Origin of the sequence: Dyella japonica (assembly GCF_040545895.1) — a bacterium.
In the GTDB taxonomy this organism is placed as follows: Bacteria; Pseudomonadota; Gammaproteobacteria; order Xanthomonadales; family Rhodanobacteraceae; genus Dyella; species Dyella japonica_D.
In genome coordinates this window covers 227,389-251,390 of sequence record NZ_JBEPMU010000003.1, presented here as the reverse complement: position 1 = coordinate 251,390, position 24,002 = coordinate 227,389, and the positions used below count along the sequence as shown (strand labels likewise).

The following is a 24,002-nucleotide window of genomic DNA, read 5'->3' as shown; positions in this document are numbered from 1 at the left end:
CGAGGAGTGCACGGCGCCTTATCGCTGCGTTTCTCACAGGCATAAAAAAAGCGGGCCCGAAGGCCCGCCTTTTCGAAGTGTTCGACTCTTTCGAGCTTAGAACTTCTGGTTGTACGACACGTACCAGTAACGGTCGATGTCGAACGCCGGGTTGTACGGCGCGCTGCCGGTACCCGAGGTGGTCACCGAGTAGTAGAACGGACCCTTCTTGTTGAAGATGTTGTTCACACCGACGGAGAACGTACCCTTCCACGGAGCCGTGTAGCGGAACTGCGCGTCGTTGAACGCCACCGAACCCTTCTGGCTCATGCCGTAGGTGCCCCACCAGGGGTTGGTGTAGTTCGGCGAGGAGCACTCGACCGTCGCGGTGTAGCAGCTGTCCTTCAGGCCGGCGTAGTAACGCACCGTCCAGCTGGCGCCGAACTGCTTGAAGTCCCAATCCACCTGCAGGTTCGAACGCAGACGGTACATGCCGTCTTCGCCCGTGCCGCCTGCCGTGCCACCGGACATGAAGCCCACCAGATCCTGCGGCGTGGCGCCCGGACCGCTGACCACTTCGTACTTGGTCAGGTAGGTGCTGTCCGAAGCGATGCGGAAGCGGCCGATCGAGGTTTCCGGCAGACGGTAGTGGATACCGACGTCGTAGCCTTCGGTCTTCAGCGTGCCCAGGTTAGCCAGGCCTTCGTTGAGCGAGGAGATCGAGCCTGCAGCGAGGTTCGAGGTCGCCGTCGGCGTGCGCTGGAAGTTGTTGCAGAAGTTCTGGTCGCCGTTGATGTAGCAGTAGTCGACGATGTTCTGTGCCAGCACCGACGAGATGATGTTCTTCACGTAGATGTTGTAGTAGTCGACCGTGAAGTCCAGGCCTTCCACGTAGTGCGGGCTGTAGACCAGGCCCAGCGTACGGGTGATGGACGTTTCCGGCTTCAGGTTCGGGTTCGAACCGGAGAGGAACGCCACCGGCGTCTGGCCACCGGCGGTGCTGCCGACCTGCGCGCCGGTCTGGTCGACCTGGCGGTAGTTCGCCGGCACGCCAGCAGCGGAGCAGCGAGCCTTGACCTGCGAGTTGGTCGCGGCGGCGCCGTAGACCGAATCACACGGATCGAGGAACGTCTCGAAGCTCTGGCCAATGCCGCCATCGAGGTCGCTGATGGTCGGAGCGCGGAAGCCCTGGGCCCAGGTACCGCGAACCAGCAGGTCCGCGAACGGACGGTAGCGGAAGCTGTACTTGTTGTTGGTGGTGCTGCCGAAGTTGCTGTAGTGCGAGTAGCGGCTGGCGATGTTGATGCCCAGCTCCTGCGCACCCGGCAGGTCACGCAGCAGCGGCACGTCGAGCTCGGCGTACGCTTCGTTGGTGTTGTACGCGCCGTTGGTCGGAGCGCTGGCCAGGTTGGTGGTCAGGCCGGCGGAGTCGGCAGCGTCCGGACGGAACACACCCTTCTCGCCACGATGCTCCACGCCCACGGCCAGGTTGACCGTGCCGGCCGGCAGGTCGAACAGACCGCCGGACACGTTGGCGGACCAGTCGGAGGTGTAGCTGGCCTGGCGATCGGTGCTGGTGTAGTTCAGGTAGTTCCACACCGACTGCGGAGTACCGCCCGGACCGGCGAGGATGTTCCACGGCACGCAACCGGCGGCGCGATCAGCGGCGCTGGCGCAGGCGACCTGGCCGTCGATGATGGTCGTCGGGCCGAGAGCCGCGCGAGCATTCGGCAGGTAGAGGTTGCCGTTGCCCTGGATCTTGATGTGGTTGGCGTCGTAGGTGAAGCCAGCGTCCCACGACCAATCGTGGTTCAGGAACTGGAAGTAGCCTTCGGCGCCCAGGTCGATGTGCGCAAGGTTGGACTGGGTGTCCGTGACGCGCGGCATTTCCACCGTGCGGCGGAAGAATTCGACGTCCTGGCCCGGGAACGGGTTGTAGGCGTTCTGGCCGCTGATCACGATTTCCGGATCAGCCGCGCCCGACTGGAACGGGTAGCCGGCGAGCTGGCTCGACGTATCGCGCGTGCTGTAGCTGGCAGCGGCGTGCAGCGTGATGTTGTCGGTGAGCTTGTAGCGATCCTGCAGGTACAGGTTCTTCAGCTTGGTGCCGGCGCGGAAGGTCATGTCCTGCTGCGTGTTGTACTTGTCGGCAGCGCTGTTGGGGTCGTACAGGTGATAGCCAGCCGGCGCACCCGGGGTGGTCGTCTGGCCACCATGGTTGTACACGTACTGGTTGTCCGGATCGTTCGGGTCGACCACGCGGCCGTACGGGCCCAGGCCCAGGCCAGCCGTCGGGTGACGCGGACCCTGTGCGTACGAGGTCTCCGGACGCTCGCTGTTCCACATCGGGTCGGTGTTCTGGTACGAGGCGCCGACGATGATGGAGTTCTTTTCGGTGCTGTGACCCCAGGTGAAGTCGTAGTTCTGCGTCTCGCCGTCGCCCTTGCCGTTCTGGCCGTAGTAGACGTTGGCTTCGGCGCCATCGAACTTCTCCTTGGTGATGATGTTCACCACGCCGCCGATGGCGTCGGAGCCGTAGATGGACGAGGCGCCATCCTTGAGGACGTCGATGCGCTCGATCATCGAGACGGGGATGGTCGACAGGTCGGTCAGGCCCGAGAGGCTGGTGCTCCAGCGACGGCCATTGACCAGCACCAGGGTGCGCTGCGAACCGAGGTTGCGGATGTTGACGTAGCGGCCGCCAACGTCAGCGCCGGAGGACAGGGTGTCCTGCGGGGTGATGTCCGGAGTACCGGCGGACGGCATGCGGGCCAGGATGTCGTTGACGTTGGTCAAACCGGTGGCCTGGATCGCCGCCCTGTCCATGGTGAAGACAGGCTGCGAGGTTTCCACGTCCACGCTGCGAATGCGCGAACCGGTGACGGTCACGGTTTCGAGGCTCTTGGCCGAGGACTGGTCCTGGGCGGGGGCAGCATCCTGTGCCGCCACCGACCACGTCTGCAGCACGAGCGCTGCGGCGATGGCAGTAGCCAGCAGGGTCTTTTGCTTCATTGTTGGAACTCCGAACAAAAAATAGCCATCAGCCAGCACGCGAGGGCTGGACATCTGGGTATGGGGATGGCGCGTACTGCCCTGGGGAAGGGGTCCGTGCCGTGGCATCGCCGGGCTTGGGGGACTGGCGATGTAATCCCGAAGTTAAAACAAAGTGACGTGTAGGTGCAAGCCTGTTGAAACAGTCAGCTGATATATGGTTTTACCGTGGCGGCGCTCTTTTTATTTGCGTCAGAGCACGCGAAGGGAGCCACGTCGGGTCATGGCATGGCGCTGCGCGCCCGGTTTTCATTTCGATGCTTTCCGGCGGCGCGGCCCGCTACACTGGCGCTTTATAGCCGCCCGTTTGCCCATGACGCAGCCCTTCATCGTTGCCTTCGATCCCGTTGCCTTCAAGCTGGGACCACTTCAGATCCACTGGTATGGCTTGATGTATCTGGGCGGTTTCCTGGGTGCCTGGCTGCTTGCCGAATACCGCCGCCAGCGCGGACGCCTGCCGGTGTCGCGCGATGCGCTGGGCGACCTGGCGTTCTACGTGATGATGGGCGTCATTGTCGGTGGGCGCATCTGGTACATGCTGTTCTACGCCGACATCCACTGGATCTGGACCGATCCGCTGGCGCTGTTCCGCGTGTGGGATGGCGGCATGAGTTTCCATGGCGGCCTGCTCGGCGTGCTGGCGGCGGGCCTGTGGTGGTCGCGTCGCAACAACATGCATTTCTTCGACACCGTGGATTTCGTCGCGCCGATCGTGCCGGTGGGGTTGGGGCTGGGCCGCCTCGGCAATTTCATCAACGGCGAACTGTGGGGCAAGCCGGGCAGCGTGCCTTGGGCCATGATTTTCCCCAACGCGCATTCCGCCGACATGGATTGGGCGGCCACTCATCCGCAATGGCAGGCCGTGCTGGCGCAGTTCAACGGTTTGCCGCGCCATCCGTCGCAGCTCTACGAAATGCTGCTCGAAGGCGTGGTGATGTTCACCGTGCTGTTCCTGGTGTCGCTCAAGCCGCGTCCGCGCTATCTCATCTCCGGGTTGTTCGCGCTGCTTTACGGCTGCTTCCGCTTCGGCGTGGAGTTCGTGCGCGTACCCGATCCGCAGCTGGGCTATCTCGCCTGGGGCTGGCTGACCATGGGGCAGATCCAGTCGCTGCCATTGATCGTCATTGGCGTGGTGCTGCTGGTGATGTCGCGCAACGCGCCCACCATGCGCCTGTACAACGTTTCGCTGCCGACCAAGGAGTAAGCCGTGCGCGCCTATCTCGACCTGCTGCAGCACGTGCTCGACCATGGCACGGAGAAGGCCGACCGCACGGGCACGGGCACGCGCAGCGTGTTCGGTTGGCAGATGCGCTTTGATCTGGCGGAAGGGTTTCCGCTGGTCACAACCAAGAAGCTGCATCTGAAGTCCATCATCCACGAGCTGATCTGGTTCCTGCAGGGCGATACCAACATCGCCTACCTCAAGGACAACGGCGTCAGCATCTGGGACGAATGGGCCGACGACCAGGGCAACCTTGGCCCGGTCTATGGGCAGCAGTGGCGCGCCTGGCCTACGGCCGATGGCGGCGTGGTGGACCAGATCCGCTGGGTGGTGGACGAGATCAAGCGCAACCCGGATTCGCGCCGCCTGGTGGTGAGCGCCTGGAACGTGGGCGAGCTGCCGAAGATGGCGCTGATGCCGTGTCACGCGCTCTTCCAGTTCTACGTGGCGGACGGCAAGCTCAGCTGCCAGTTGTACCAGCGTTCCGGCGATATTTTCCTGGGCGTGCCGTTCAATATCGCCAGCTACGCGCTGCTTACCCACATGATTGCCCAGGTATGCAACCTTGGCGTGGGCGACTTCGTACACACGCTGGGCGACGCCCATCTCTACAACAACCATGTGGAGCAGGCGCGCCTGCAGCTGAGCCGCGAACCCCGGGCGCTGCCCAGGCTGCAACTCAACCCCGAGGTTCGCTCGATTTTCGACTTCCGCTACGAGGACATCGCCATCGTGGGCTACGAACCGCATGGCGCCATCAAAGCGCCGGTGGCCGTGTAGGCCCGGGGCGCTGTCAATGCCGGGTTCGGCGTCCGGTCCTGCTAAGATCGGCGCCGCGCCAGACCCCTGTGCGGCGGCGCGGTAATCAATACTGTCGATGATTCAAGGATTTCCATGGCTATTTCGCTGATTGCCGCGCTGGATGAGAACTTCGCTATTGGCCGCAAGGGCCAGTTGCCCTGGCATCTGCCGGACGACCTGCGCTGGTTCAAGGAGCTCACGCTCGGCAAGTACGTGCTGATGGGCTACAACACGGCCGTCGCCATCGGCCGCCCGCTGCCGGATCGCACCAACCTGGTGATGAGCCGCAAGCACGAGGCCCCGTTCCCGGGTCAGATCACCGTGCGCTCGCTGGCTGACGGCACCGCGCGTGCTGGCGGCACCGGCTTGATGGTGATTGGTGGCGGCGAGATCTACCGCGAAGCCCTGCCGGCGGCCAAGCGCCTGTACCTCACCTGGGTCAATGGCGCGGTGGATGGCGCCGACACGTTCTTCCCGGGCGTGCATTTCAGCGACTGGACCGAAGTCTCCCGCGTGCATCACAAGAAAGACAGCAGCCACGCGTACGACTTCGACATGGTCGAGTACATCCGCAACGACTGAGCGGCCTGGCGCATGCCCGCTTCGACGGCCGGCCCCATGCATGTCATGGCCGGCGTCATGCTCGATGACCAAGGCCGCGTGCTGCTGGCGCAGCGACCGCCCGGCAAACACTTGGCGGGCCTGTGGGAATTTCCCGGTGGAAAACTGGAAGCAGGCGAATCGCCTGCCGATGGTCTCGTGCGCGAGCTCCATGAAGAATTGGGCATCGCGGCCACGGTCGGCGAGCCACTCATACGCGTGCCCTGGTGTTACGGCGAACGCTCCCTGTTGCTCGATGCGCGCATCGTGCGCCAGTGGCAGGGCGAGCCGGCCTCGCTGGATGGACAGGCGCTGCGCTGGTGCGAGCCGACATCCATCGACCTAGGCCTGCTGGCGCCTGCTGATCGGCATATCCTGCGCGCGCTCCAATTGCCCACGCGTTACTCGATCACCGCGGATGTCCCGTCGACGGCATTCGACGAATGGCAGCAACGCATTCACCGCGCGATCGGAGCAGGCGAGCGCATGGTGCTTCTGCGTTTTCCTCAGTGGTCGACAGCGCAGGTAAGAGAACTCGCGGCAAGCCTGTTGAACGAGACTCGCGCTCATGGCGCGCATCTTCTGCTCAGCGGCGACGTCGAAGGCGCGTTGGCGTTGGGGCAGGGCGTCGGGGTTCAGCTCAAGTCGACGCAGTTGGCTATGTGGGAGACGCGTCCGCTGCCTGAGACGCAGTGGGTGGGCGCCAGTTGCCACCATGCAGATGATCTTGAGCGCGCGGGCCAGATCGCCGATTTCGCCACGTTGTCGCCGGTGGCTTCGACGGCATCGCATCCCGATGCCACTCCGTTGGGCTGGGAAGCGTTTGCGCGGATGGCTGATACGTCGGTCGTGCCGGTCTATGCCCTCGGCGGCATGACGCTGGATCAGCGCGATGCTGCGCGCCACGCAGGCGGGCAGGGCGTGGCCGGCATACGCGGGTTCTGGTGAAACCGGCCTAACCCTTGGCCTGTGCGAGCGACAGATAGCGCGCGTGCAGTTCGACGACGACCTTGTCGAGCGCCGCTTCGTCGCCGCTGTTTTCGATCACGTCATGCGCCAGCGACAGGCGTTGTTCGCGCCGCGCCTGACGCTCGATCATGCGCCGCGCCAGCGCCTCGTCGATGCCATCGCGTTGCACCAGGCGTTGCAGTTGCACCGATTCGGGCGCGTCCACGACGAGCACGCGATCGACCCACTGATAGTGCTGGTGATTCTCTGCGAGCAGGGGGATGGCCAGCATGCAGTACGGGCCGCGATCGGCCCGCACGCGTTCGTGCAGCCACGTGCGTATGCGCGGATGCGTGATGGCTTCCAGCGCGCGACGTTCGGCATCGTTGCCGAACACGCGCTGGCGCATCGCGGCTCGATCCAACTGGCCGCTCGCGTCGAGCACATCCGTTCCGAAATGAGCGGCAATGGCCGCCAGTCCTTCCGAGCCGGGCGCGATGACTTCCCGCGCCGCCACGTCGGCATCGTAAACATGGATACCGAGCGCTTCGAACCGTCGGGATACCGCGCTCTTGCCGGCGGCGATGCCGCCGGTGAGGGCAACGACATAGCTGGCGTGTGGCGCGGTCAACGCAACCCCGTCAGCTGCATGTACTGCTGCAGCATCCATTCGCCCGCGACGAACCACACCCATCCCGCCGCAGCGATAAAGGGACCGAAGGGCATCGGAATATCACGGCCGTGCTTGCGCAGCGCGATCAGGCTGCCACCCACGATGGCGCCGATGAACGATGAGAGCAGGATCACCGGCAGCACTGCCGTGGGGCCCATCCACGCACCGAGTGCGGCGAGCAGCTTGAAGTCGCCGTAGCCCATGCCTTCCTTGCCGGTCAGCAGCTTGAACAGCCAATACACGCTCCACAGGCTGAGGTAACCGATGGCGGCGCCGACAATGGCCGAGTTCGGCGACACGAACACCGGAAGAAGACTGAGCAGCAGGCCGAGCCAAAGCAGTGGATAGTTCAGCTGATCGGGCAGGTATTGCGTGCGGAAGTCGATGCCGGACAGCGCGATGAGCATCCAGGTGAACACCAGCCCGGCGACGGCGGCCCAGTTGGGCCCGAACTTCCACACGATCACCGCACTGGCCAGGCCGCTGAGCAGCTCGACCAGCGGGTACTGGATGGAGATGGACGCCTTGCAGTAACGGCAACGGCCACCTAGCAGCAGCCAGCCGAACAGCGGGATGTTGTCCCGGACCGCTAGCGGATGTTTGCACTGCGGGCAATGCGAGGGCTCGCGCACGATGCCCGGAGGCAGCGCCTGGCCATCCGGCTCCATGGCCAGCGTGTCGAACGCGTCGAGCCGCCACTGCGCCATGAGGCGTTCGGGCAAACGCAGGATCACGACATTGAGAAAGCTGCCGACCAGCAGGCCGAGCACGCCGGCGGCGACGACCCAGCCCCAGAGAGGAAGTTCAAGCATGCGCGATTCCGAAGCCTTGATATGAAAAAGGCCCCCCTCCCGGCGGGAGAGGGGCCTGGACGTGCGAGAGCTTACACGGTGCTGGCGAGCTTGAAGATCGGCAGGTAGAGCGCGATCACCATGCCACCGACCAGTACGCCGAGGATCACCATGATCATGGGCTCGAGCAGGCTGGAGAGGGTGTCGACCGCGTTCTCCACTTCTTCCTCGTAGAACTCGGCCACCTTGAACAGCATGTGGTCAAGGGCGCCCGATTCCTCACCGATGCCCACCATCTGAATCATCATGTTCGGGAACAGGCCCGTCTGGCGCATGGAGAGCTGCAGCTGATGGCCAACGGAGACGTCTTCACGCATCTGCTTTACCGCGTCGCCGTACACGATGCTGCCCGTCGCGCCCGACACGGCATCCATGGCTTCCACCAGCGGCACACCGGCCTTGAAGGTCACGCCCAGCGTGCGCGCGAAGCGTGCGAGTGCGGAGTTGCGCAGGATGTTGCCGATCACCGGAAACTTCAGCATGAAGCGGTCCAGGAAATGCGCAAATTTGAGCGAGCGTTTCTTGAAGAAGACCAACGCGCTGATGCTGCCGATCACGCCGACGAGCAACGCCCACCAATACGATTTCATGAACTCCGACGCGCTTACGACCACCTGGGTCGGTGCCGGCAGTTCAGTGCCGGCATCCTTGAAGGTCTGCGCGAACACGGGCACCACGAACAGCAGCATGATCACGCAGACCAGGAAAGCCACCGCCATCACCATGATGGGATAGAACAAGGCCTTCTTGATCTTGGCCTTGAGCGCTTCGGTGCGTTCCTTGTAGGTGGCCACGGTATCGAGCACGGTGTCGAGCACACCCGCCGACTCACCAGCGTGCACCAGGTTGCGGTAGAGCTCGTCGAACTGGACGGGGTATTTGCCCAGCGCCTCATGCAATGCAGCGCCGCCCTCGATGGTCTGCTTAACGTCCGTGAGGATGTTCTTGAAGCGGATGTTCTTCTGACCGTCGGCGATGATGTCGAAGGACTGCACCATTGGCACGCCCGACGCCATCATGGTGGCGATCTGGCGGCTGAAGATGGCCACGTCGCGCGGCTTGACCGTGCTGCCGGAGGCCCCGAACAGCGGCTTGCCGCGTTCCTTGACCGTCTGGGGGTTCATGCCCTGGCGCCGCAGCTCGGCCTTGACGAGCGAGGCGTTCTTGGCCGCCATGTCGCCCTTCATGCGCTTGCCGCGCTTGTCGAGCGCAATCCAGTCGTACGTGGTCAGTTTGCTGACTTCGGCGCGCTGGGCGCCTATCGACTTGACATTCTTAGCGGTGGCCGCGGCCATAGCATTTCCCCCTGCTGGTACGGTCGGGCCGCCTCAGGATGGCGACCGTCTAATCGGTGCAGCTTAAGTCATTCCCTGGGACCAATTCGTGGCACCTGACGCAACTTCGGTGCGACGGACAGCCCACCTCGGCGAGCATACAGGCCAGGACGGGTCAGTCCTTGGTGACGCGGTCGATCTCGGCCAGACTGGTCATGCCTTTCTTGACCTTCAACAACGCGGAGGCGCGCAGATCGTTCACGCCGGCCTTCTTGGCGGCCTCGGCGATCTGCAGCGTGTTGCCGCCCTGAAGAATGATCTTCTGGATTTCCTCCAGCATCGGCATGACCTGGTAGATACCGACGCGACCCTTGTAGCCCTCGTTGCAGCTGTCGCAGCCGACGGCCTCATACACGGTCAGGCCGGCATCGATGTCTTCCTGCGTGAAGCCGGCATCCAGCAACGTCTGCGGCGGCAGCTCGATGGGGCGCTTGCAATCGTGCAGGCGACGCGCCAGGCGCTGGGCAATCACGAGCGTGACGGATGAGGTGATGTTGTAGGGCGCAATGCCCATGTTCATCATGCGCGAGATGGTCTGCGGCGCATCGTTCGTGTGCAGCGTGGACAGCACCATGTGACCGGTCTGCGCTGCCTTGACGGCGATCTCGGCCGTTTCCAGGTCGCGAATTTCGCCCACCATGATCACGTCCGGATCCTGTCGCAGGAAGGAGCGCAGGGCGGCCGCGAAGGTCATGCCGCGCTTGACGTTCTGCTGGACCTGGTTGATGCCTTCGACGCGGATTTCGACCGGATCTTCGACCGTCGAGATATTGCGTTCGGCCGTATTGAGGATGTTCAACGCCGTATACAGCGACACGGTTTTACCCGAGCCGGTGGGACCGGTCACCAGCACCATGCCGTACGGTTTGTGGATGGCGTCGATGTAAAGCTGTTTCTGCGATTCCTCGTAACCCAGCGCGTCGATGCCGAGCTTGGCGGCGGAGCCGTCCAGGATACGCAGCACGATCTTTTCGCCGAACAGTGTCGGCAGCGTGCTGACGCGGAAGTCGACCGAGCGGCTCTTGGAGAGATTGAGCTTGATGCGCCCGTCCTGCGGTACACGGCGCTCGGCGATGTCCAGGCCCGACATGACCTTGATGCGCGAGGAAATGCGCGCAGCGAGCTTCATCGGCGGGCTGGCCACGGCGCGAAGCATGCCGTCCATGCGCAGGCGAACACGGTACTGCGTTTCGAACGGCTCGAAGTGCACGTCCGAAGCGCCACGCTTGATGGCGTCGACCAGGATCTTGTTGACGAACTTGACCACCGGCGCGTCATCGTTCGCGTTGGCGTCGATGCCGGTGGATTCGGCCTCGTCGTCGCCGCCTTCCAGCGTCAGTTCGTCGAATTCGCCGCCGCCCATCTCGGGCATGGCGTTGCTCATCGCGTTGAGTGCGGTCTCGATGGTGCGGAACAGCTGGCCGCGCTCCACCAGGATCGGTTCCACCATGCAATTGGAGTGGAACTTGATCTCGTCCAGCGCATGCGACTGCATCGGATCGGCAATGCCGACGAACAGGCGCTTGCCACGCTTGAACAATGGCAAGGCCTTGTGCTTGTTGATCAGCGCCTCGCTGATCAGGTTCAGCGGCAAATTCGCGGGAACCAGAGCGCCCACGTCCATCATTGGCATGCCAAATTCATCGGAGGCGATGCGGGTCAGCCGTGCGCTGTCGACCAGATTGTTGTCCAGCAGCCACGAGGCGAGCGAAGCCTTGCCCTGGGTCGACTCGGCCACCGCTCGCCGGACATCGGTCTCCGGCAGCACATCTTCCGAAACGAGCCTGCGCGCTAGGCCGGTGAGGCCCGCGAGCGACGGTTGCATTAGCGTTGACATAGCGAAACGGCCCAGCCCCCTGATAAGAAGGGAATTTACCCCAGTTGACGGGGTTGGTCATCCCACGGGCTCAGGGTTTGGAATCCCTGGGGTGACCGGGCGCACAGAACCAGCCTGAATTGGATGCACCGTTGTTGCATGCAACAGCCATGCCTTGCCGGTTTTAGCCATAGACCGCGCCCTGGCGTTGGGATAGAAATGCCGGCCTGCCCCCGAGAAGCGCCATCAGTGACAAATCCTGACACCCAGCCGCCCTTTCTCGTCTTCGGCGCCCCTCGTATCGAGGAAGCTGAGATCGCCGAGGTCGAGGCCTGCCTGCGCTCGGGCTGGCTCGGGACAGGGCCTAAGGTGGCGCAATTTGAGCGGGATTTCGCCGCCTGGCGAGGTGTCCAGCCCTCTCAGGTAGCCGCGGTCAATTCCTGCACGGCGGCCCTCCACGTGAGCATGGTGGCGGCCAGCCTGGAACCGGGCAGCGAGGTGATCACCACGCCGCTCACCTTCTGCGCCACCGTCAACGCCATTCTCCACGCCGGGCTCACGCCCGTGCTTGCCGATGTCGACCCGGTCACTCAGAACATCGACCCGGCCGCCATCGAAGCGGCCATCACCCCGCGAACCCGCGCCATCCTGCCCGTGCATTTCGCCGGACGTCCCTGCGCCATGGACCAGATCATGGCCATCGCTGAAAAGCACGGCCTAGTGGTGATCGAAGATTGCGCGCATGCCATCGAAAGCGAGTTCCAAGGCAAGCCCGTGGGCACCTTTGGCGATTTCGGCTGCTTCAGCTTCTACGTGACCAAGAACGTGGTGACGGGGGAGGGGGGCATGATCCTGGGGCGCGACGAGGAACACATCGCCCGCGCCCGCATCCTGGCCCTGCACGGCATGAGCAAGGACGCCTGGCACCGCTTCGGCGACCAGGGCTATCGCCACTACCAGGTGGTCGAGTGCGGCTTCAAATACAACATGATGGATCTACAGGCCGCCATCGGCATCCATCAGTTGGCCCGGGTCGAAAGCAACTGGCAGCGCCGGCAACAGCTCTGGCAACGCTACGACGAGGCCTTTGCGAACCTGCCGATCGACCTGCCGGCGCCGCCGGAAGAAGGAACGCGCCACGGTTATCACCTCTACACGGTGATGATCGATGCCGCCCGTTGTGGCTTGGAGCGTGACGCGTTCCTCGAGGCCATGAACGCGTTACGCATAGGCACCGGCGTCCACTACCTGTCGGTGCCCGAGCACCCGTACTACCAGCAGCGCTTCGGCTGGCGGCCCGAGCAATGGCCGGTGGCGATGCGGTTGGGGCGCCAAACGGTGAGCTTGCCGTTGTCGCCGGCGATGTCCGATGAGGATGCCGAACGCGTGATTGAAGCCGTGCGCTCGATCATCCAGGCTTGAAACACTGTCGAAAGCAGGAAGCCTTGCCGGGTGCGATGTGATGGACCGCCCGCAATTTCATATGGGGCCGAGCGGGGTAAGGATCGCCGCGACGCTCAGGTTATGATGCCGCCTTACTTCCGGGGACACGCACTTGAATCGTCTAAGCATCATTCTGCCCGCCAAAAACGAGGGGGCGGCGCTCAAAGATTTGCTGCCGCGTCTGCGTCTGGCCCAGCCTGAGGCAGAAATCATCGTGGTGGACGATGGTTCGACCGACGATACCCGTGATATCTGCGCTGCTGCCGGGGTGAGCTGCTTGTCCTCGCCCTATTCGATGGGCAATGGCGCCGCCATCAAGCGCGGCGCGCGTGCAGCCAGCGGCGATGTACTGGTGTTCATGGATGGCGACGGCCAGCACGATCCGGCGGACATTGCGCGACTGCTCGAAAAACTAGGGCAGGGCTACGACATGGTGGTGGGCGCACGCGACTGGAGCAGCCAGGCGGGCGTGGGCCGTGGTGTCGCAAATACCATCTACAACTGGTTGGCGACGCGCATGACCGGCCACGAGGTGATGGATCTGACCTCGGGGTATCGTGCCGTGCGCGCGGGGAAGTTCCGCGAATTCCTGCACCTTTTGCCCAACGGCTTCTCCTACCCCACGACCAGCACGATGGCCTTCTTTCGCAGTGCCTATCCGGTGGCATACGTCCCTATCAAGGCCGGGCAACGAATAGGCAAAAGCCACATCAAGCCGCTGAAAGACGGCGTCCGCTTTCTGTTGATCATTTTCAAAATTGCCACGCTGTACTCGCCGTTGAAATTGTTTGTTCCCGCAAGTGCTGTCTTCTTCGGGCTAGGTTGCATCAACTACCTGCGCACGTTTCTCGCCTATGGGCGCCTGACGAATGGCAGCGCCCTCCTGTGGAGCGCATCGGTGATCATCTTCCTGATCGGCCTCGTTTCGGAACAGATCACCGCGCTGACATACGTCCGGGACCGTGAGCGGTGATTCAACACGTGGAAAGCAGCCATGAGGAATAACGACCGATGTGGCAGGAGCGGGCTCGAATGAAAGAAGTGCGAAGCAAGGCTGATTTGGCTCTCCATGGAGCTGCGCCGGCCTATGCCCAACCTCTGCACGTGGGGCGTCCCAACGTGGGTAGTCGCGACACGTTCATGCGTCTGGCCGGCGAGATATTTGACAGGCGTTGGTTTAGCAACAATGGGCCGCTGGTCGAAGAGTTCGAACGCACAGTCGCGGATTTTCTGGGCGTAAAGCACTGCGTGGCGATGTGCAACGGTACGATCGCGCTGGAGATAGCGATTCGCGCGCTTGGCCTCGGCGGCGAGGTAATCGTTCCGTCCTACACTTTTGTCGCCACGGCGCACGCCTTGTATTGGCAGGGCATAACACCGGTCTTTGCAGACATCGATCCTAGAACCCATAACCTGGATCCCGATGCGGTTAGACGCATGATTACCCCCAGGACTACCGGCATCATTGGCGTGCACTTGTGGGGGCGTGCCGCGCCAGTCTCTGAGCTCCAGGCGGTGGCGGAAGAGAACGGTCTGAAACTGATGTTCGATGCTGCGCATGCGTTCGGTTGCTCGTATCAGGGGCAGATGATCGGCAAGTTCGGCAGCGCCGAAGTTCTCAGCTTTCACGCAACGAAATTCTTCAACACCTTCGAGGGTGGCGCAGTCGTTACTGACGACGACGACATGGCAGGGAAAATGCGCCTGATGCGAAACTTCGGTTTCGCCGGATTCGACAACGTCATACATCCAGGCACGAACGGCAAGATGACGGAAATTTGCGCAGCAATGGGGTTGGCAAACTTCGATTGTCTCGAAGACGTTATCCAGACCAATGAGGCGAACTACCACGCTTACAGCCTTGCCCTGCGTGGACTCCCCGGAGTTGAATTGATCGCGTACGACGCTGCTTCGCGAAACAACTTTCAGTACGTTGTTGTTGAAATCACCAATGGGAGCCGTGCGACGCGCGACGAAATTGTTGCCGCATTGCAGGCCGAAAATGTGCTAGCGCGTAAATACTTCTGGCCTGGGTGCCACCGAATGAAACCCTATCGCGACTTGTTCCCTCATGCGGGATTGATGCTGCCGCATACCGAGGCCGTAGCTAGTCGCGTCATTGTGTTGCCGACCGGGGGAGATGTTTGCGCCTCGGATATCGAGTTCATCGCGTCCGTATTTCGCCAGCTCGCATAACCCATGAGTCGCATTCATCGTTTGCCCGAAATTGAGAGTCCCTTTCGCAGACTGTATATCTTTGGTGCCGGCGGGTCGGGGCGAGAGGTGGCATGGCTTGCAGAACAGTGCTGGGGTGATACGGTCGAGTCTATATTTCTGGTAGACCATCCCAGGTACGCGTCTTCGCCGGTTAGCGGAATACCTGTGCATCTTTTACAGGATGCACGGGTCGGTGCCGATTGCCGTTTTGTGGTGGCGCTTGGTGATATCCCGCAGCGTCGCCGAGCGGTCGATGCCTGTCTGGATCGCGGCTTGCGTCCTGTGAGCATCTTGCACCCACGCGCTGAAATAGCTGCGACTGCAGCAATCGGCATCGGGGTCGTGATCTACCCGGGAACGGTGATAACCACCAACACTGCAGTCGGTCCCTACGCGCAGATCAATGCTGGCTGCACGGTCAGTCACGATGTTCACCTGGGTGAATTCTCGACCCTGTCGCCGGGAGTGCACGTGGCCGGCCACGTGTGCATCGGACGCGACGTTTTCGTTGGGACGGGAGCGAACATCATTAACGGGCGACCCGACAATCTATTGTCCATTGGGGACGGCGCGATCATCGCAGCGGGGGCGTGCGTCATCAATTCCGTGGAACCTGGCGCAATGATGGCTGGCGTTCCTGCAACAAGAAAGCGCTGATGCTTAAGCAGCGAGCACTATCGGCCACGCTCTGGAGCGGTGCGGATGTTGTGTTGCGGCAAGGAACGCAATTTGTCGTATCAATTGTCCTCGCGCGCCTGCTGACTCCTTCGGAATTTGGTACCGTCGCGCTCCTGGCGTTGTTTACCGGCATCGCCACCGTCTTCGTCGATGGAGGCTTTTCGGCGGCGTTGATTCAACGCGGCGACATCGATCACACTGACGAGTCGACGGTCTTCTGGTTCAACTTGCTGGCAGGCGGATGCGTTTCGCTTAGCCTCTGGGCCGCGGCGCCTCTAATCGCGCGTTTCTATCAGGCGCCTGTGCTGTTGCCCCTCACAGCCGTCATGGCCGTCAACGTATTGCTAGGATCGCTCGGTGCAATCCACAGTACGCTGTTGAGCAAGCGTTTGGATTTCTTCACTCAGATGAAGGTGGGTTGTGTAGCCACTATTGCATCAGGTGTGGTGGCGATCCTGTTGGCGAGGGCGGGATTCGGCGTCTGGGCGCTCGCCTTGCAGGTTTTGGCCATGACAACGGCTTCGACCGCGCTTCTGTGGTTCGTTCATCCATGGCGGCCAGCGCTGGTCTTCAGCTTCGATTCCGCGCGAAAGCTTTTCGGTTTCGGTGGTTATCACCTGGCTTCGAGCCTGTTGGAGATGGTTTACGCTCGCCTTTACACGCTTTTTATAGGGCGCTACTACGGTGTGCGTGCACTTGGCTTGTACAATAACGCCGATTCAACGAAGCAACTGCCCGGCGGTTTTCTGGCCAGCGTGCTGGCACGTGTCATCCTCCCCATGTTTTCGGCCGCGTCAAGCGACCCCGCCGTGCTGGTACGCGGTGCGCAGCTGACGATGCGCGGAATGATTCTGCTCAACGCGCCCATGATGCTTGGTATGGCGGGTGCTGCGCCGACCATCGTAAGAACCCTCTTCGGGGCCCGATGGGTCGAAGCGGTGCCCATCTTGCAAGTGCTTTGTCTGGGTGGCTTGTTTTGGCCTTTGCACCTGATCAATCTCAATCTCTTGATGGCGCAAGGCCATTCGAGGCTGATGTTCCGGCTGGAGGTCGCCAAGAAGATCCTAGGGGTTGTGCTGCTTGCACTAGGAGCGACGCAAGGCGTGCTCGGAATTGCCTGGAGTCAAGTGGTCTTCAATGGGGCAGCGTTCGTGATCAATGCCCACTACAGCGGCAAATTGCTTGGGTATGGCGCACGCGCGCAATGGCGCGATATTTGGCCGGTGATTGTTGTTGCCGCATTGGCAGCAATAGTGGTTCGGTTCTCTTCCGGTTATCTGCCTGAGGACTCGCTCCTCGCATTGCTTGGCTTGATCATCCTGGGCGTGGCAACGTTCTTTGGAGCCGGGTGGATCGTCCGACTGAAGGCGTTGCGTGAGATTCAGATGTTGCCCTGGCATAATTTGGGCGCCTCTTGGCGGAAATAGGCCCTCCTCCAGATCGAGCTCCAAGGTGGTTTAAATGGGACCTTATTCATGAGCCAGGTATTAATTTCCGTCTGCGTGCTGACATGCAACCAGTCGGCTTATATCGAAGCGTGCCTGCAGAGCATCCTGGCACAAGCAACGGATGTGTCCCTGGAAGTCCTCGTGGGAGACGATGCTTCAGACGATGAGACGAGTCAGATCGTCTCGGGCTTCGTGCAGAAGTATCCAGCGATGATCAAGCATTTCCGTCACGAGGTACGACTGGGCGCATCTCGCAACTATCAGGCAATTCTCGCCCACGTTTCAGGTGAGTATGTGGCTCATTTGGACGGAGACGACTATTGGTTGCCGGGAAAGCTCAAGAAGCAGGTCGAATTTTTGGAGGCTCATTCCGAGTGCTCGGCGGTCTACTGCAACGCACGAACAGTGTCCGAGGATGGCGCAGCAATTGGCTTGTTTAATGATGTGGGCAATGCACAGTTCAGTCTTTCCGACATGCTGTCACGTGGGAATTTCCTCAATACAAGTTCGATGGTTTTCCGAGCGTCTCTGTGCGATGCGATCATCCAGATCGAAGACGCATTTATCGATTTCCGGATCCACCTCCGGCACGCGCGTCGCGGTGTTCTCGCGCATATGGCCGATGCGATGGTGGGCTACCGGGTCAATGCCTCGGGTTCAATGATGGCCAATTCGAATGCGCTCGTCCGCCAACTTTATTGGGAGGCCATTCTCGACGGTATCGGTGCAGGCGTCAGCGACGAATTAGCTTCAAGGGCTCTTGCCGACTTTACGCGACGAGTATTTTTCCGTTCTTTGCGCTTTGGCCAATGGTCGTTGATGAGAGAATGGATGCCTCGGATTCGGGAGCGGGTGCCTTACAGTGGAGGAAGATTTTTTCTTCTGGTTATGGCATCGATTGTCCGAACCGTGATCAGGGAGCTTTACGGGCGGGCTTCTTCATTGATTGGCGAGGGTAGGCCGGCGGTGCTCTATCGCCGTTAGACTTTGGGGGCTAAATGCGCATCATTAAATTGGTCAGGTACGCGGTCATGGGCTGGGTCCCGGGCGGTGGCCGGCGATGTATTCTTTGCGACAACGCTGTTTGGCGTTTCATGCCTTTCGAAGGCGGGTCTGCGGGAGCGCCTGGCTTGATTAAGGCTTTGGACATGGTGGGCAGCGATCTCGATCAGTTCGAGTGCCCGCGGTGCGGGTCGCACGACAGGGAAAGACACCTCTTCATGTACATGCAGGCAACCGGCATGTTTGCTGGTATGCAGGGCAAAAGCATTCTCCATTTTGCGCCAGAGAAAAGGCTGGCCAAACGTCTGATTGCCGAGCAGCCAGGGTGCTATATGCGGTGCGATCTGTATCCTCAATCCGCAGATGTGGTTCGAATGGATATGTTGGCCATGGACGTCCCGTCCGACTCGATTGACCTGCTTATCGCAAACCATGTACTTGAACACGTCAACGACTATGAAACCGCGCTATCGGAGATCTTGCGCGTTTTGAAGCCCGAAGGGTATGCCATCCTGCAGACTCCCTATGCCAAGGGGTTAGCCGTCACATGGCAGGACGAAGGCATAGATAGTGATGAAGCACGGCTCCAGGCCTACGGTCAGAAGGATCATGTCAGGCTGTTCGGCAAGGACATTTTTGCCCGAATTGTGGCGGCAGGATTTGACTCGTGTGTTCTTCAACATGACGATGTGCTTCGCGACACCGATGCCAAAGGGTCTGGCGTTAATATTGGGGAGCCGTTCTTCCTGTTTCGAAAACCGCCTCAACCGCACTGAAGCGAAAACTTGTTCAACGAATGCCGGGAATGCCGTATCGAGCCAGAAGAGCGAGCTTTCGAGGAATCGGGCTGAAGCAGCTCAAGTATTGGCGTAGCGTGCTTTTTTGCGAATTTTGCAGCACCTTTCGTTGCTTCGTCAGGCGGCCGAGGTCCCGAAAGAAGTGGGCGATCGCTGCCCCGTAGATTCGCGTCCAGATGTGCCCGTCCCTCTTGATGACGGTGAGGGTCGCCCCTTCAAGCGCAAGAAGCACAAGGTGAGTCAGTAACAGTGGCCAAATGATCGCTGTGGGCGTGCACACCAACATGACGGCGGTCTTGTTTCGTTCGCTCAAGTAGCGTCGACGAAATGTGGTGCGGAGCCCTTCTCGAATGCTTGCCCGATTACCACCGAAGCTGGCTCCCTGCCGGTGCCGATATCCGCTGCTTCGGGTCACCTTTACAGAATAGCCGTCTAGTCGGGCAACGCAGCACAGGTATAGGTCTTCGGCAATGGACCCCAGCCACTCGGGAAACCCTCCCAGCTGTTGCCAAAGCGCTCGCGGCATCCAGAGGCATGCGCCGATGGTCATGGCGACCTCGCTACGCGCTGGATCCATGTTTGGCGTCGGGTTGTAGAAGGGATCAAGAAGGCAGCCCCGATCGACCAGTTCGTTGCTTTCCCAGTCGCGCTGCGGCAACGTCAGTATCCCGGGACGATCCTGAGTCATCGTTGCGGCCGCCAATGTCGACACCGCGTCGAGATCGAGCGCGGCATCATTGTTCAGAAGAAGAACAAACGTGCCCCGTGCATGTTCGACCATGCGATTGTTCGCGACGCAGAAGCCCACATTTTCGTCGCTGACAATGACTTCGACCTGGGGATAAAGGCGGCGGAGCAGGTCGACAGATGCGTCATCAGATGCATCGTCATGGACGATGATTTCCACAGCGATGCCGCCTTCCTGGCGAAGTACGGACTCGACGCAGTCGGCGAGCAACGCCTCACCATTATAGTTGGCGATGCAAACAGAGCACACCGGAGTCGCTGGGCGATTCAGTGCTGGCAGGTGTTGAACCATTCCCACGTCCGTTTCAATCCTTCACGCAAGCCAACGCAAGATTTCCAGTTGAAGAGACGCTGGGCCAATGCTGTATCCATGTCGATGCGCGGTGCGTCGACGGGCCTGCCAATTTCATAATGCCTATCGAGACGCCGTCCGGCGACATCCTCGAGAGTGGTCAGTAATTCGTTGATGCTTGTAGGAACTCCGTCTGCCGCATTCACCACGATGGTGCCCGGTTGTCGGGGGGCATCGAGCACGCGCAGGCAAAGGTCGGTAAAGTCGTCGACGTAGAGATAATCTCGCGTCGTCGAACCATCACCCCAGACTGGCAATGTTTTGCCGTGCCTGATGCTGTCCATCGCGGCTGGAATGATGCCAAATCCTGGCCGGCCTGCCTGACCAGGGCCGTAGATATTGGACGGCCTCAATATGGTCGCAGTCGCGGCGAACTGTTGTGTCCAAGCCCGTATGAAGAACTCGGCAGCTACCTTGCCGGCGCCATGGTAAGAACGAGGGGCAATAAGAGAGTCCTCGGTGGACGCATGGCCCTCATTGTTCCCATACAGACTTCCGCCGGAGGACACGTAGACCAACTTCGTCTGCGAATGCTCTTGCAATGCCTCCAGCAACGCCAACGTTGGTTGAAGATTGCCGCGGAGTTCAGCCAGGGCTTCGCCAGCAGAGCTTCCCGGGGTCGAGCTGGAGGCGAGATGCACGACGGCGCGGCAACGAGCAATCAGTGGCGAAAAATGCTCCGGCTCGTTCAATGTTCCAATGACCGTTTCTATCCCTTCAAACCTGGCATCGGGAGGCTGGCGGCAAACGGCAATCACTTTGTCGCCACGGCCAACCAGGGCCTTGATCAGGTGCGTCCCAACAAAGCCGTAGGCGCCGAGTACAAGAACCTGATCAGTCACCGGCGTCCTCCCTTAGCAAGGTGTTATAGATTTCTCTGTAACGATTTGCGCAGGCGTCCCATGTACCCATTTCATTGCGAACCCACTCACGCGCGGCGTTGCCGTACTGAAGGTTCGTGACCGGGGATCCTAGCGTGTTCAAAGCGTCCTGATACGTTTTGAAAGAATCGCACAAGAGGCCAGTCTTTCCATGGAAAACGATTGAAGAGTGGGCCGGCATGTCAGAGGCGATGATGGGCAGCCCCGCCGCCATCGCTTCGAGCATTACCTGCGGCCGACCTTCCGCATGTCGACTAAGCGTGATGAGGCCAGTTGCTCGAGGGAACCATTTGTTACACAGGTCTTCCGGCGTTGCCGCGCCGTGATAGTTGACCCACGGGGGAACCTCTACACCTTCCTGCATGGGTCCGAAAAGGTGAAGCTCTCGCTGGCTTTCTGCGAATAGTGGTTCAGACCACTCAAAAAGAGGGCCGAGCTTGTCGGCGGTGAGGCGCGTCACGGCAAGCCAGCGCTGAGGTTCGGTTGTATTGCTGCGTTGGATGGCGAACCATGTGGGGTCGATGCCGAACGACACCGGAACGACGTTCGCCACATCGCCAAAAGCTCTGGCGAGTGGCTCGTGCATCCACTCAGCGTTAGGGCAAAGAATCACTTTCCGCTTGGCCATGGTTCTACGCATGAGTGGACGCATAAGGGGAAGGCGAAGCAACTTCAGGTCGTTTCCGAGCACCGTTATGAGCGCTGGCACCTTGTTGTCCGGCAAGGGAATGGCGCATTGCAGCCAATTGATGTGATAGATGTCGACGTCGCGTGTGCGTCGATAGCATTGGCCCAACATGCGAAGGAGCTGAATCATGGCGAGAATTCCCTTGACTCCGCCCGAGCGCATGATGTGAGAGATGCCGTTGGCCCGCATGAGTCTCCGGAGCCAGCGGGACTCCGAAGGAGAAGTGGCATGTTCCACGTTCGAAGGCAAATCGCCTGGCGGTGCCCAGACGCTCAGCTTCACGCCATCGAGCCTGGAGAGAGCTGCGACTATGTGACGAATGAACACCCCGCGCCAATCACGAGAATCGCTGGGGTACGACGTGCTTATGAGGAGGACGCGCATGCTCTTCTTCGCCGCTCGTGATTCTGTGTTGTGCCGTGAAATCGTCATGCTTGAGAGAACTCAAAAGCTAGGCGGCAGGGTTTTGTGCCGATTGGCCAACATGGTGGCCAATTGTTCGACGCTGCTGTCGAGCGAACCGCCAATGCTGAGCTTACGCAGTCGCAGAAGATCGTCCTGCGCGCGGTTCAGTTCCCCGACGGCAATTTCCATCTTTATCAGATTCATCAGGTAAACCGCCTCGTGCGGAGCGCCATCGGACGCCCGGCGCGTCATCTCCAAGCCCATTTGCTTGTTGTCGAGGACATTCCATGCGTACTCTCCATACATCGAAAGCAGGCGTGCTGTTGGGTTTGGATGATCCAATGCGGCTTGGAAGGCCCTGGTCATCTCCTGGGGAGGCAGGTCGCATAGTCGATCGGCGGCGCAATGGGCCAATGCCCCGAGCGAGCTTTCGTCTTGGACTCCAGGCCTGCGCTCCTTGAGTTTGGTGGCCATGGTGTCCCACCACTTCGGGTCTAGCGGCAGGTGCATGCGGGAATTCATGAAGATCAGCGCCTGGAGAGGAAGGATCGACGATGCCGAGATTCGAGCAGCTCTCTCCAGCGGAGGGTAGGCGAGTTTTGTGTATGGCGAGTGCGGGTCATAACCCGAGTAAATGATGTACGTTCGCCCGAGCTCGTACTGCGCCCGGGGTGAATCGGGGCCGCGATTTGCCAGTTCGACGGACAAGCGCAATGGATCGCCCCAAGCGTAAGCGGTCAGGGCCGTGGCTGTGGTCCACCAGAGCGTGAGAGCTAACAGGGCAAACAGCGCCAGTTGTGAATCGATGGTCCGCCGTGGTTGTGAGTCTTGCGCAGCCGTATCTATACATGTGCTCGATACAGTGCGCAAATACAGCAGATCGACAATCGTCAAGAGCAAGCCGAAACTTGCGAAGTAGTTACGGTGCTCGTAGACAAGTTCGAGAGGCAATATCGTCGCCGTGAGCAGCTGTGCTCCAAGAAAAAGTGCGATGCCCGTGGAGGCCAATGGGCGCCGCTTCTTCATCCACAGCATCAAGCCGATCAATGCGGCCAGGATGCACAGGCATACTGATGTGCCTACAGGAGACAGCAGTCCGGTCGAGACGATGTAGTCGTCGTGATAGAAGGAGAGGAAGGAGGGTAGTGGAAATGCTGTCCAGACCATGTAGTCGACGACGACTCTTGCCTCTGTCAGGAGGCGGGTCGAGATATTAAAGTCGCGCGTTGCCCATGCCTCGGGTTGCAACAGTGTCGGAGCGAGCCATGCGGCGCCCAAGATAAACGGCACGAACAAAGTCACTACGAAGAGGGCAATGACGCGCCGGTCCCTTTTTATGGACTTGCGCGAGCCGAATCCAAGCAATATCGACTCGATGAGAAATGCATACAGCGGGAGCATGATTGCCGTTTCTTTCGCCATCAGGCCGAAGACAGTTCCAGCGATCAGACTGCCCGCGCTAATGCCAAGGCCAGCAAGCTGCGAGCCGTTCTCATGCTGCATGCGGTAACGCCCGACAATGTAGCCAAGTAGGCCCAGCAATACGAACACATTGGCGAGGCTTTCCATGCGCTGGACGACATACAGCACGCCCGTCAGGTTGATGGGCAGCAATAACCAGCAGCTTGCCACCCAGCCGGCGAAGACCTCGGCCGTACGCTTGGTCGGTCGATGCCGATCAGCCAGCCGGGTTAGCGAACGAGCGACCAGAAAAATCAGCAACCCGTTGATCAGGTGAATCACGAGGTTGCTCAACTTCATCCAGAACGGATCCAACCCCGTCAGGAGAAAGTTCGTTGCGAAGCTCAATGATGCCAATGGGCGCTTGAGGTCGCTGGCAGGGGACGAGAGTGCCGCCGTGATCAGTGATGGAAGGTTGGCCGACTGCGGCTGAATGCCCTTGTTGTCGACGATGTTCGGATAATCATCAAACAACCAGCCTCCATACAGGCCAGGCCAATAGACGATCGTCGTTACAAGCAGCGCCAGAGCCACCATGCGCAGGCCAATGCGAGGTTGTGAGGAGCCTTCTGCCACGGTGTCCCATCATTAAGAATTTATGACGCCAG

The 24,002-nt window shown here is 60.6% G+C and carries 20 protein-coding genes; 11 read left to right on the top strand and 9 right to left on the bottom strand.

The window, feature by feature from the left end; all coding sequences use genetic code 11:
- Nucleotides 1-96 precede the first annotated feature (96 nt).
- On the bottom strand, nucleotides 97-2,991 hold the full coding sequence (locus tag ABIC75_RS11390; protein ID WP_354013972.1) for a TonB-dependent receptor plug domain-containing protein: 2,895 nt from the start codon (nucleotides 2,989-2,991) through the stop codon (nucleotides 97-99).
- A 352-nt stretch (nucleotides 2,992-3,343) separates the two neighbouring features.
- On the opposite strand from ABIC75_RS11390, the gene lgt reads away from it, so the two are divergent.
- The 4 genes from lgt to ABIC75_RS11370 all read left to right on the top strand — a co-directional run bounded on the left by lgt (nucleotide 3,344) and on the right by ABIC75_RS11370 (nucleotide 6,601).
- Nucleotides 3,344-4,234 (top strand): prolipoprotein diacylglyceryl transferase, encoded by an 891-nt coding sequence (gene lgt, locus ABIC75_RS11385; RefSeq protein WP_354013971.1) that lies wholly within the window; start codon nucleotides 3,344-3,346, stop codon nucleotides 4,232-4,234.
- 3 nt (nucleotides 4,235-4,237) lie between these two features.
- Nucleotides 4,238-5,032 carry a thymidylate synthase gene (locus ABIC75_RS11380; protein WP_354013970.1) on the top strand — a complete coding sequence of 265 codons (795 nt, stop codon included), beginning with the start codon at nucleotides 4,238-4,240 and terminating at the stop codon, nucleotides 5,030-5,032.
- Between the two features lie 114 nt (nucleotides 5,033-5,146).
- Nucleotides 5,147-5,635: a dihydrofolate reductase gene (locus tag ABIC75_RS11375; protein WP_354013969.1), complete on the top strand. Its 489-nt coding sequence runs from the start codon at nucleotides 5,147-5,149 to the stop codon at nucleotides 5,633-5,635.
- Nucleotides 5,636-5,647: 12 nt separating this feature from the next.
- The gene (locus ABIC75_RS11370) at nucleotides 5,648-6,601 is read left to right on the top strand and encodes a Nudix family hydrolase (protein WP_354013968.1); all 954 of its coding nucleotides are present in this window, start codon (nucleotides 5,648-5,650) and stop codon (nucleotides 6,599-6,601) included.
- 7 nt (nucleotides 6,602-6,608) lie between these two features.
- Here ABIC75_RS11370 and coaE read toward each other — a convergent pair whose 3' ends face one another.
- From coaE to pilB, 4 genes are all read right to left on the bottom strand, one after another.
- The gene (gene coaE / locus ABIC75_RS11365; RefSeq protein WP_354013967.1) at nucleotides 6,609-7,232 is read right to left on the bottom strand and encodes a dephospho-CoA kinase; all 624 of its coding nucleotides are present in this window, start codon (nucleotides 7,230-7,232) and stop codon (nucleotides 6,609-6,611) included.
- On the bottom strand, nucleotides 7,229-8,086 hold the full coding sequence (locus ABIC75_RS11360; protein ID WP_354013966.1) for a prepilin peptidase: 858 nt from the start codon (nucleotides 8,084-8,086) through the stop codon (nucleotides 7,229-7,231). Before ABIC75_RS11360 ends, coaE begins: the two co-directional genes overlap by 4 nt.
- 71 nt (nucleotides 8,087-8,157) lie before the next feature.
- Nucleotides 8,158-9,420, bottom strand: a complete 1,263-nt coding sequence (locus tag ABIC75_RS11355; RefSeq protein ID WP_354013965.1) for a type II secretion system F family protein — start codon at nucleotides 9,418-9,420, stop codon at nucleotides 8,158-8,160.
- A gap of 154 nt (nucleotides 9,421-9,574) precedes the next feature.
- On the bottom strand, nucleotides 9,575-11,296 hold the full coding sequence (gene pilB / locus ABIC75_RS11350) for a type IV-A pilus assembly ATPase PilB (protein ID WP_354013964.1): 1,722 nt from the start codon (nucleotides 11,294-11,296) through the stop codon (nucleotides 9,575-9,577).
- A 198-nt stretch (nucleotides 11,297-11,494) separates the two neighbouring features.
- Here pilB and ABIC75_RS11345 point away from each other — a divergent pair, with 198 nt between their 5' ends.
- The 7 genes from ABIC75_RS11345 (at nucleotide 11,495) to ABIC75_RS11315 (ending at nucleotide 18,839) form a co-directional block, all read left to right on the top strand.
- A complete protein-coding gene (locus ABIC75_RS11345; RefSeq protein ID WP_354013963.1) occupies nucleotides 11,495-12,697 on the top strand; it encodes a DegT/DnrJ/EryC1/StrS family aminotransferase in 1,203 nt (400 codons plus the stop codon).
- A gap of 133 nt (nucleotides 12,698-12,830) precedes the next feature.
- On the top strand, nucleotides 12,831-13,691 hold the full coding sequence (locus tag ABIC75_RS11340) for a glycosyltransferase family 2 protein (protein WP_354013962.1): 861 nt from the start codon (nucleotides 12,831-12,833) through the stop codon (nucleotides 13,689-13,691).
- Between the two features lie 59 nt (nucleotides 13,692-13,750).
- A complete protein-coding gene (locus tag ABIC75_RS11335; protein ID WP_354013961.1) occupies nucleotides 13,751-14,914 on the top strand; it encodes a DegT/DnrJ/EryC1/StrS family aminotransferase in 1,164 nt (387 codons plus the stop codon).
- Nucleotides 14,915-14,917: 3 nt separating this feature from the next.
- Entirely contained in the window at nucleotides 14,918-15,592 is a 675-nt protein-coding gene (locus ABIC75_RS11330) for an acetyltransferase (protein ID WP_354013960.1), read from the top strand.
- Entirely contained in the window at nucleotides 15,526-17,040 is a 1,515-nt protein-coding gene (locus ABIC75_RS11325; protein ID WP_354013959.1) for a lipopolysaccharide biosynthesis protein, read from the top strand. Before ABIC75_RS11330 ends, ABIC75_RS11325 begins: the two co-directional genes overlap by 67 nt.
- A 48-nt stretch (nucleotides 17,041-17,088) precedes the next feature.
- Nucleotides 17,089-18,045 carry a glycosyltransferase gene (locus tag ABIC75_RS11320; RefSeq protein WP_354013958.1) on the top strand — a complete coding sequence of 319 codons (957 nt, stop codon included), beginning with the start codon at nucleotides 17,089-17,091 and terminating at the stop codon, nucleotides 18,043-18,045.
- Between the two features lie 146 nt (nucleotides 18,046-18,191).
- A complete protein-coding gene (locus tag ABIC75_RS11315; protein ID WP_354013957.1) occupies nucleotides 18,192-18,839 on the top strand; it encodes a class I SAM-dependent methyltransferase in 648 nt (215 codons plus the stop codon).
- Nucleotides 18,840-18,852: 13 nt separating this feature from the next.
- On the opposite strand, the gene ABIC75_RS11310 is transcribed toward ABIC75_RS11315, so the two are convergent.
- The 4 genes from ABIC75_RS11310 to ABIC75_RS11295 form a co-directional block, all read right to left on the bottom strand.
- Nucleotides 18,853-19,899, bottom strand: coding sequence for a glycosyltransferase family 2 protein (locus ABIC75_RS11310; protein WP_354013956.1), 1,047 nt, complete (start codon nucleotides 19,897-19,899; stop codon nucleotides 18,853-18,855).
- A complete protein-coding gene (locus ABIC75_RS11305) occupies nucleotides 19,875-20,801 on the bottom strand; it encodes an NAD-dependent epimerase/dehydratase family protein (RefSeq protein ID WP_354013955.1) in 927 nt (308 codons plus the stop codon). Before ABIC75_RS11305 ends, ABIC75_RS11310 begins: the two co-directional genes overlap by 25 nt.
- Nucleotides 20,794-21,657, bottom strand: a complete 864-nt coding sequence (locus ABIC75_RS11300; RefSeq protein ID WP_354013954.1) for a glycosyltransferase family 4 protein — start codon at nucleotides 21,655-21,657, stop codon at nucleotides 20,794-20,796. Before ABIC75_RS11300 ends, ABIC75_RS11305 begins: the two co-directional genes overlap by 8 nt.
- Nucleotides 21,658-21,972: 315 nt before the next feature.
- Nucleotides 21,973-23,970: a hypothetical protein gene (locus ABIC75_RS11295; protein ID WP_354013953.1), complete on the bottom strand. Its 1,998-nt coding sequence runs from the start codon at nucleotides 23,968-23,970 to the stop codon at nucleotides 21,973-21,975.
- Between the last annotated feature and the right edge of the window lie 32 nt (nucleotides 23,971-24,002).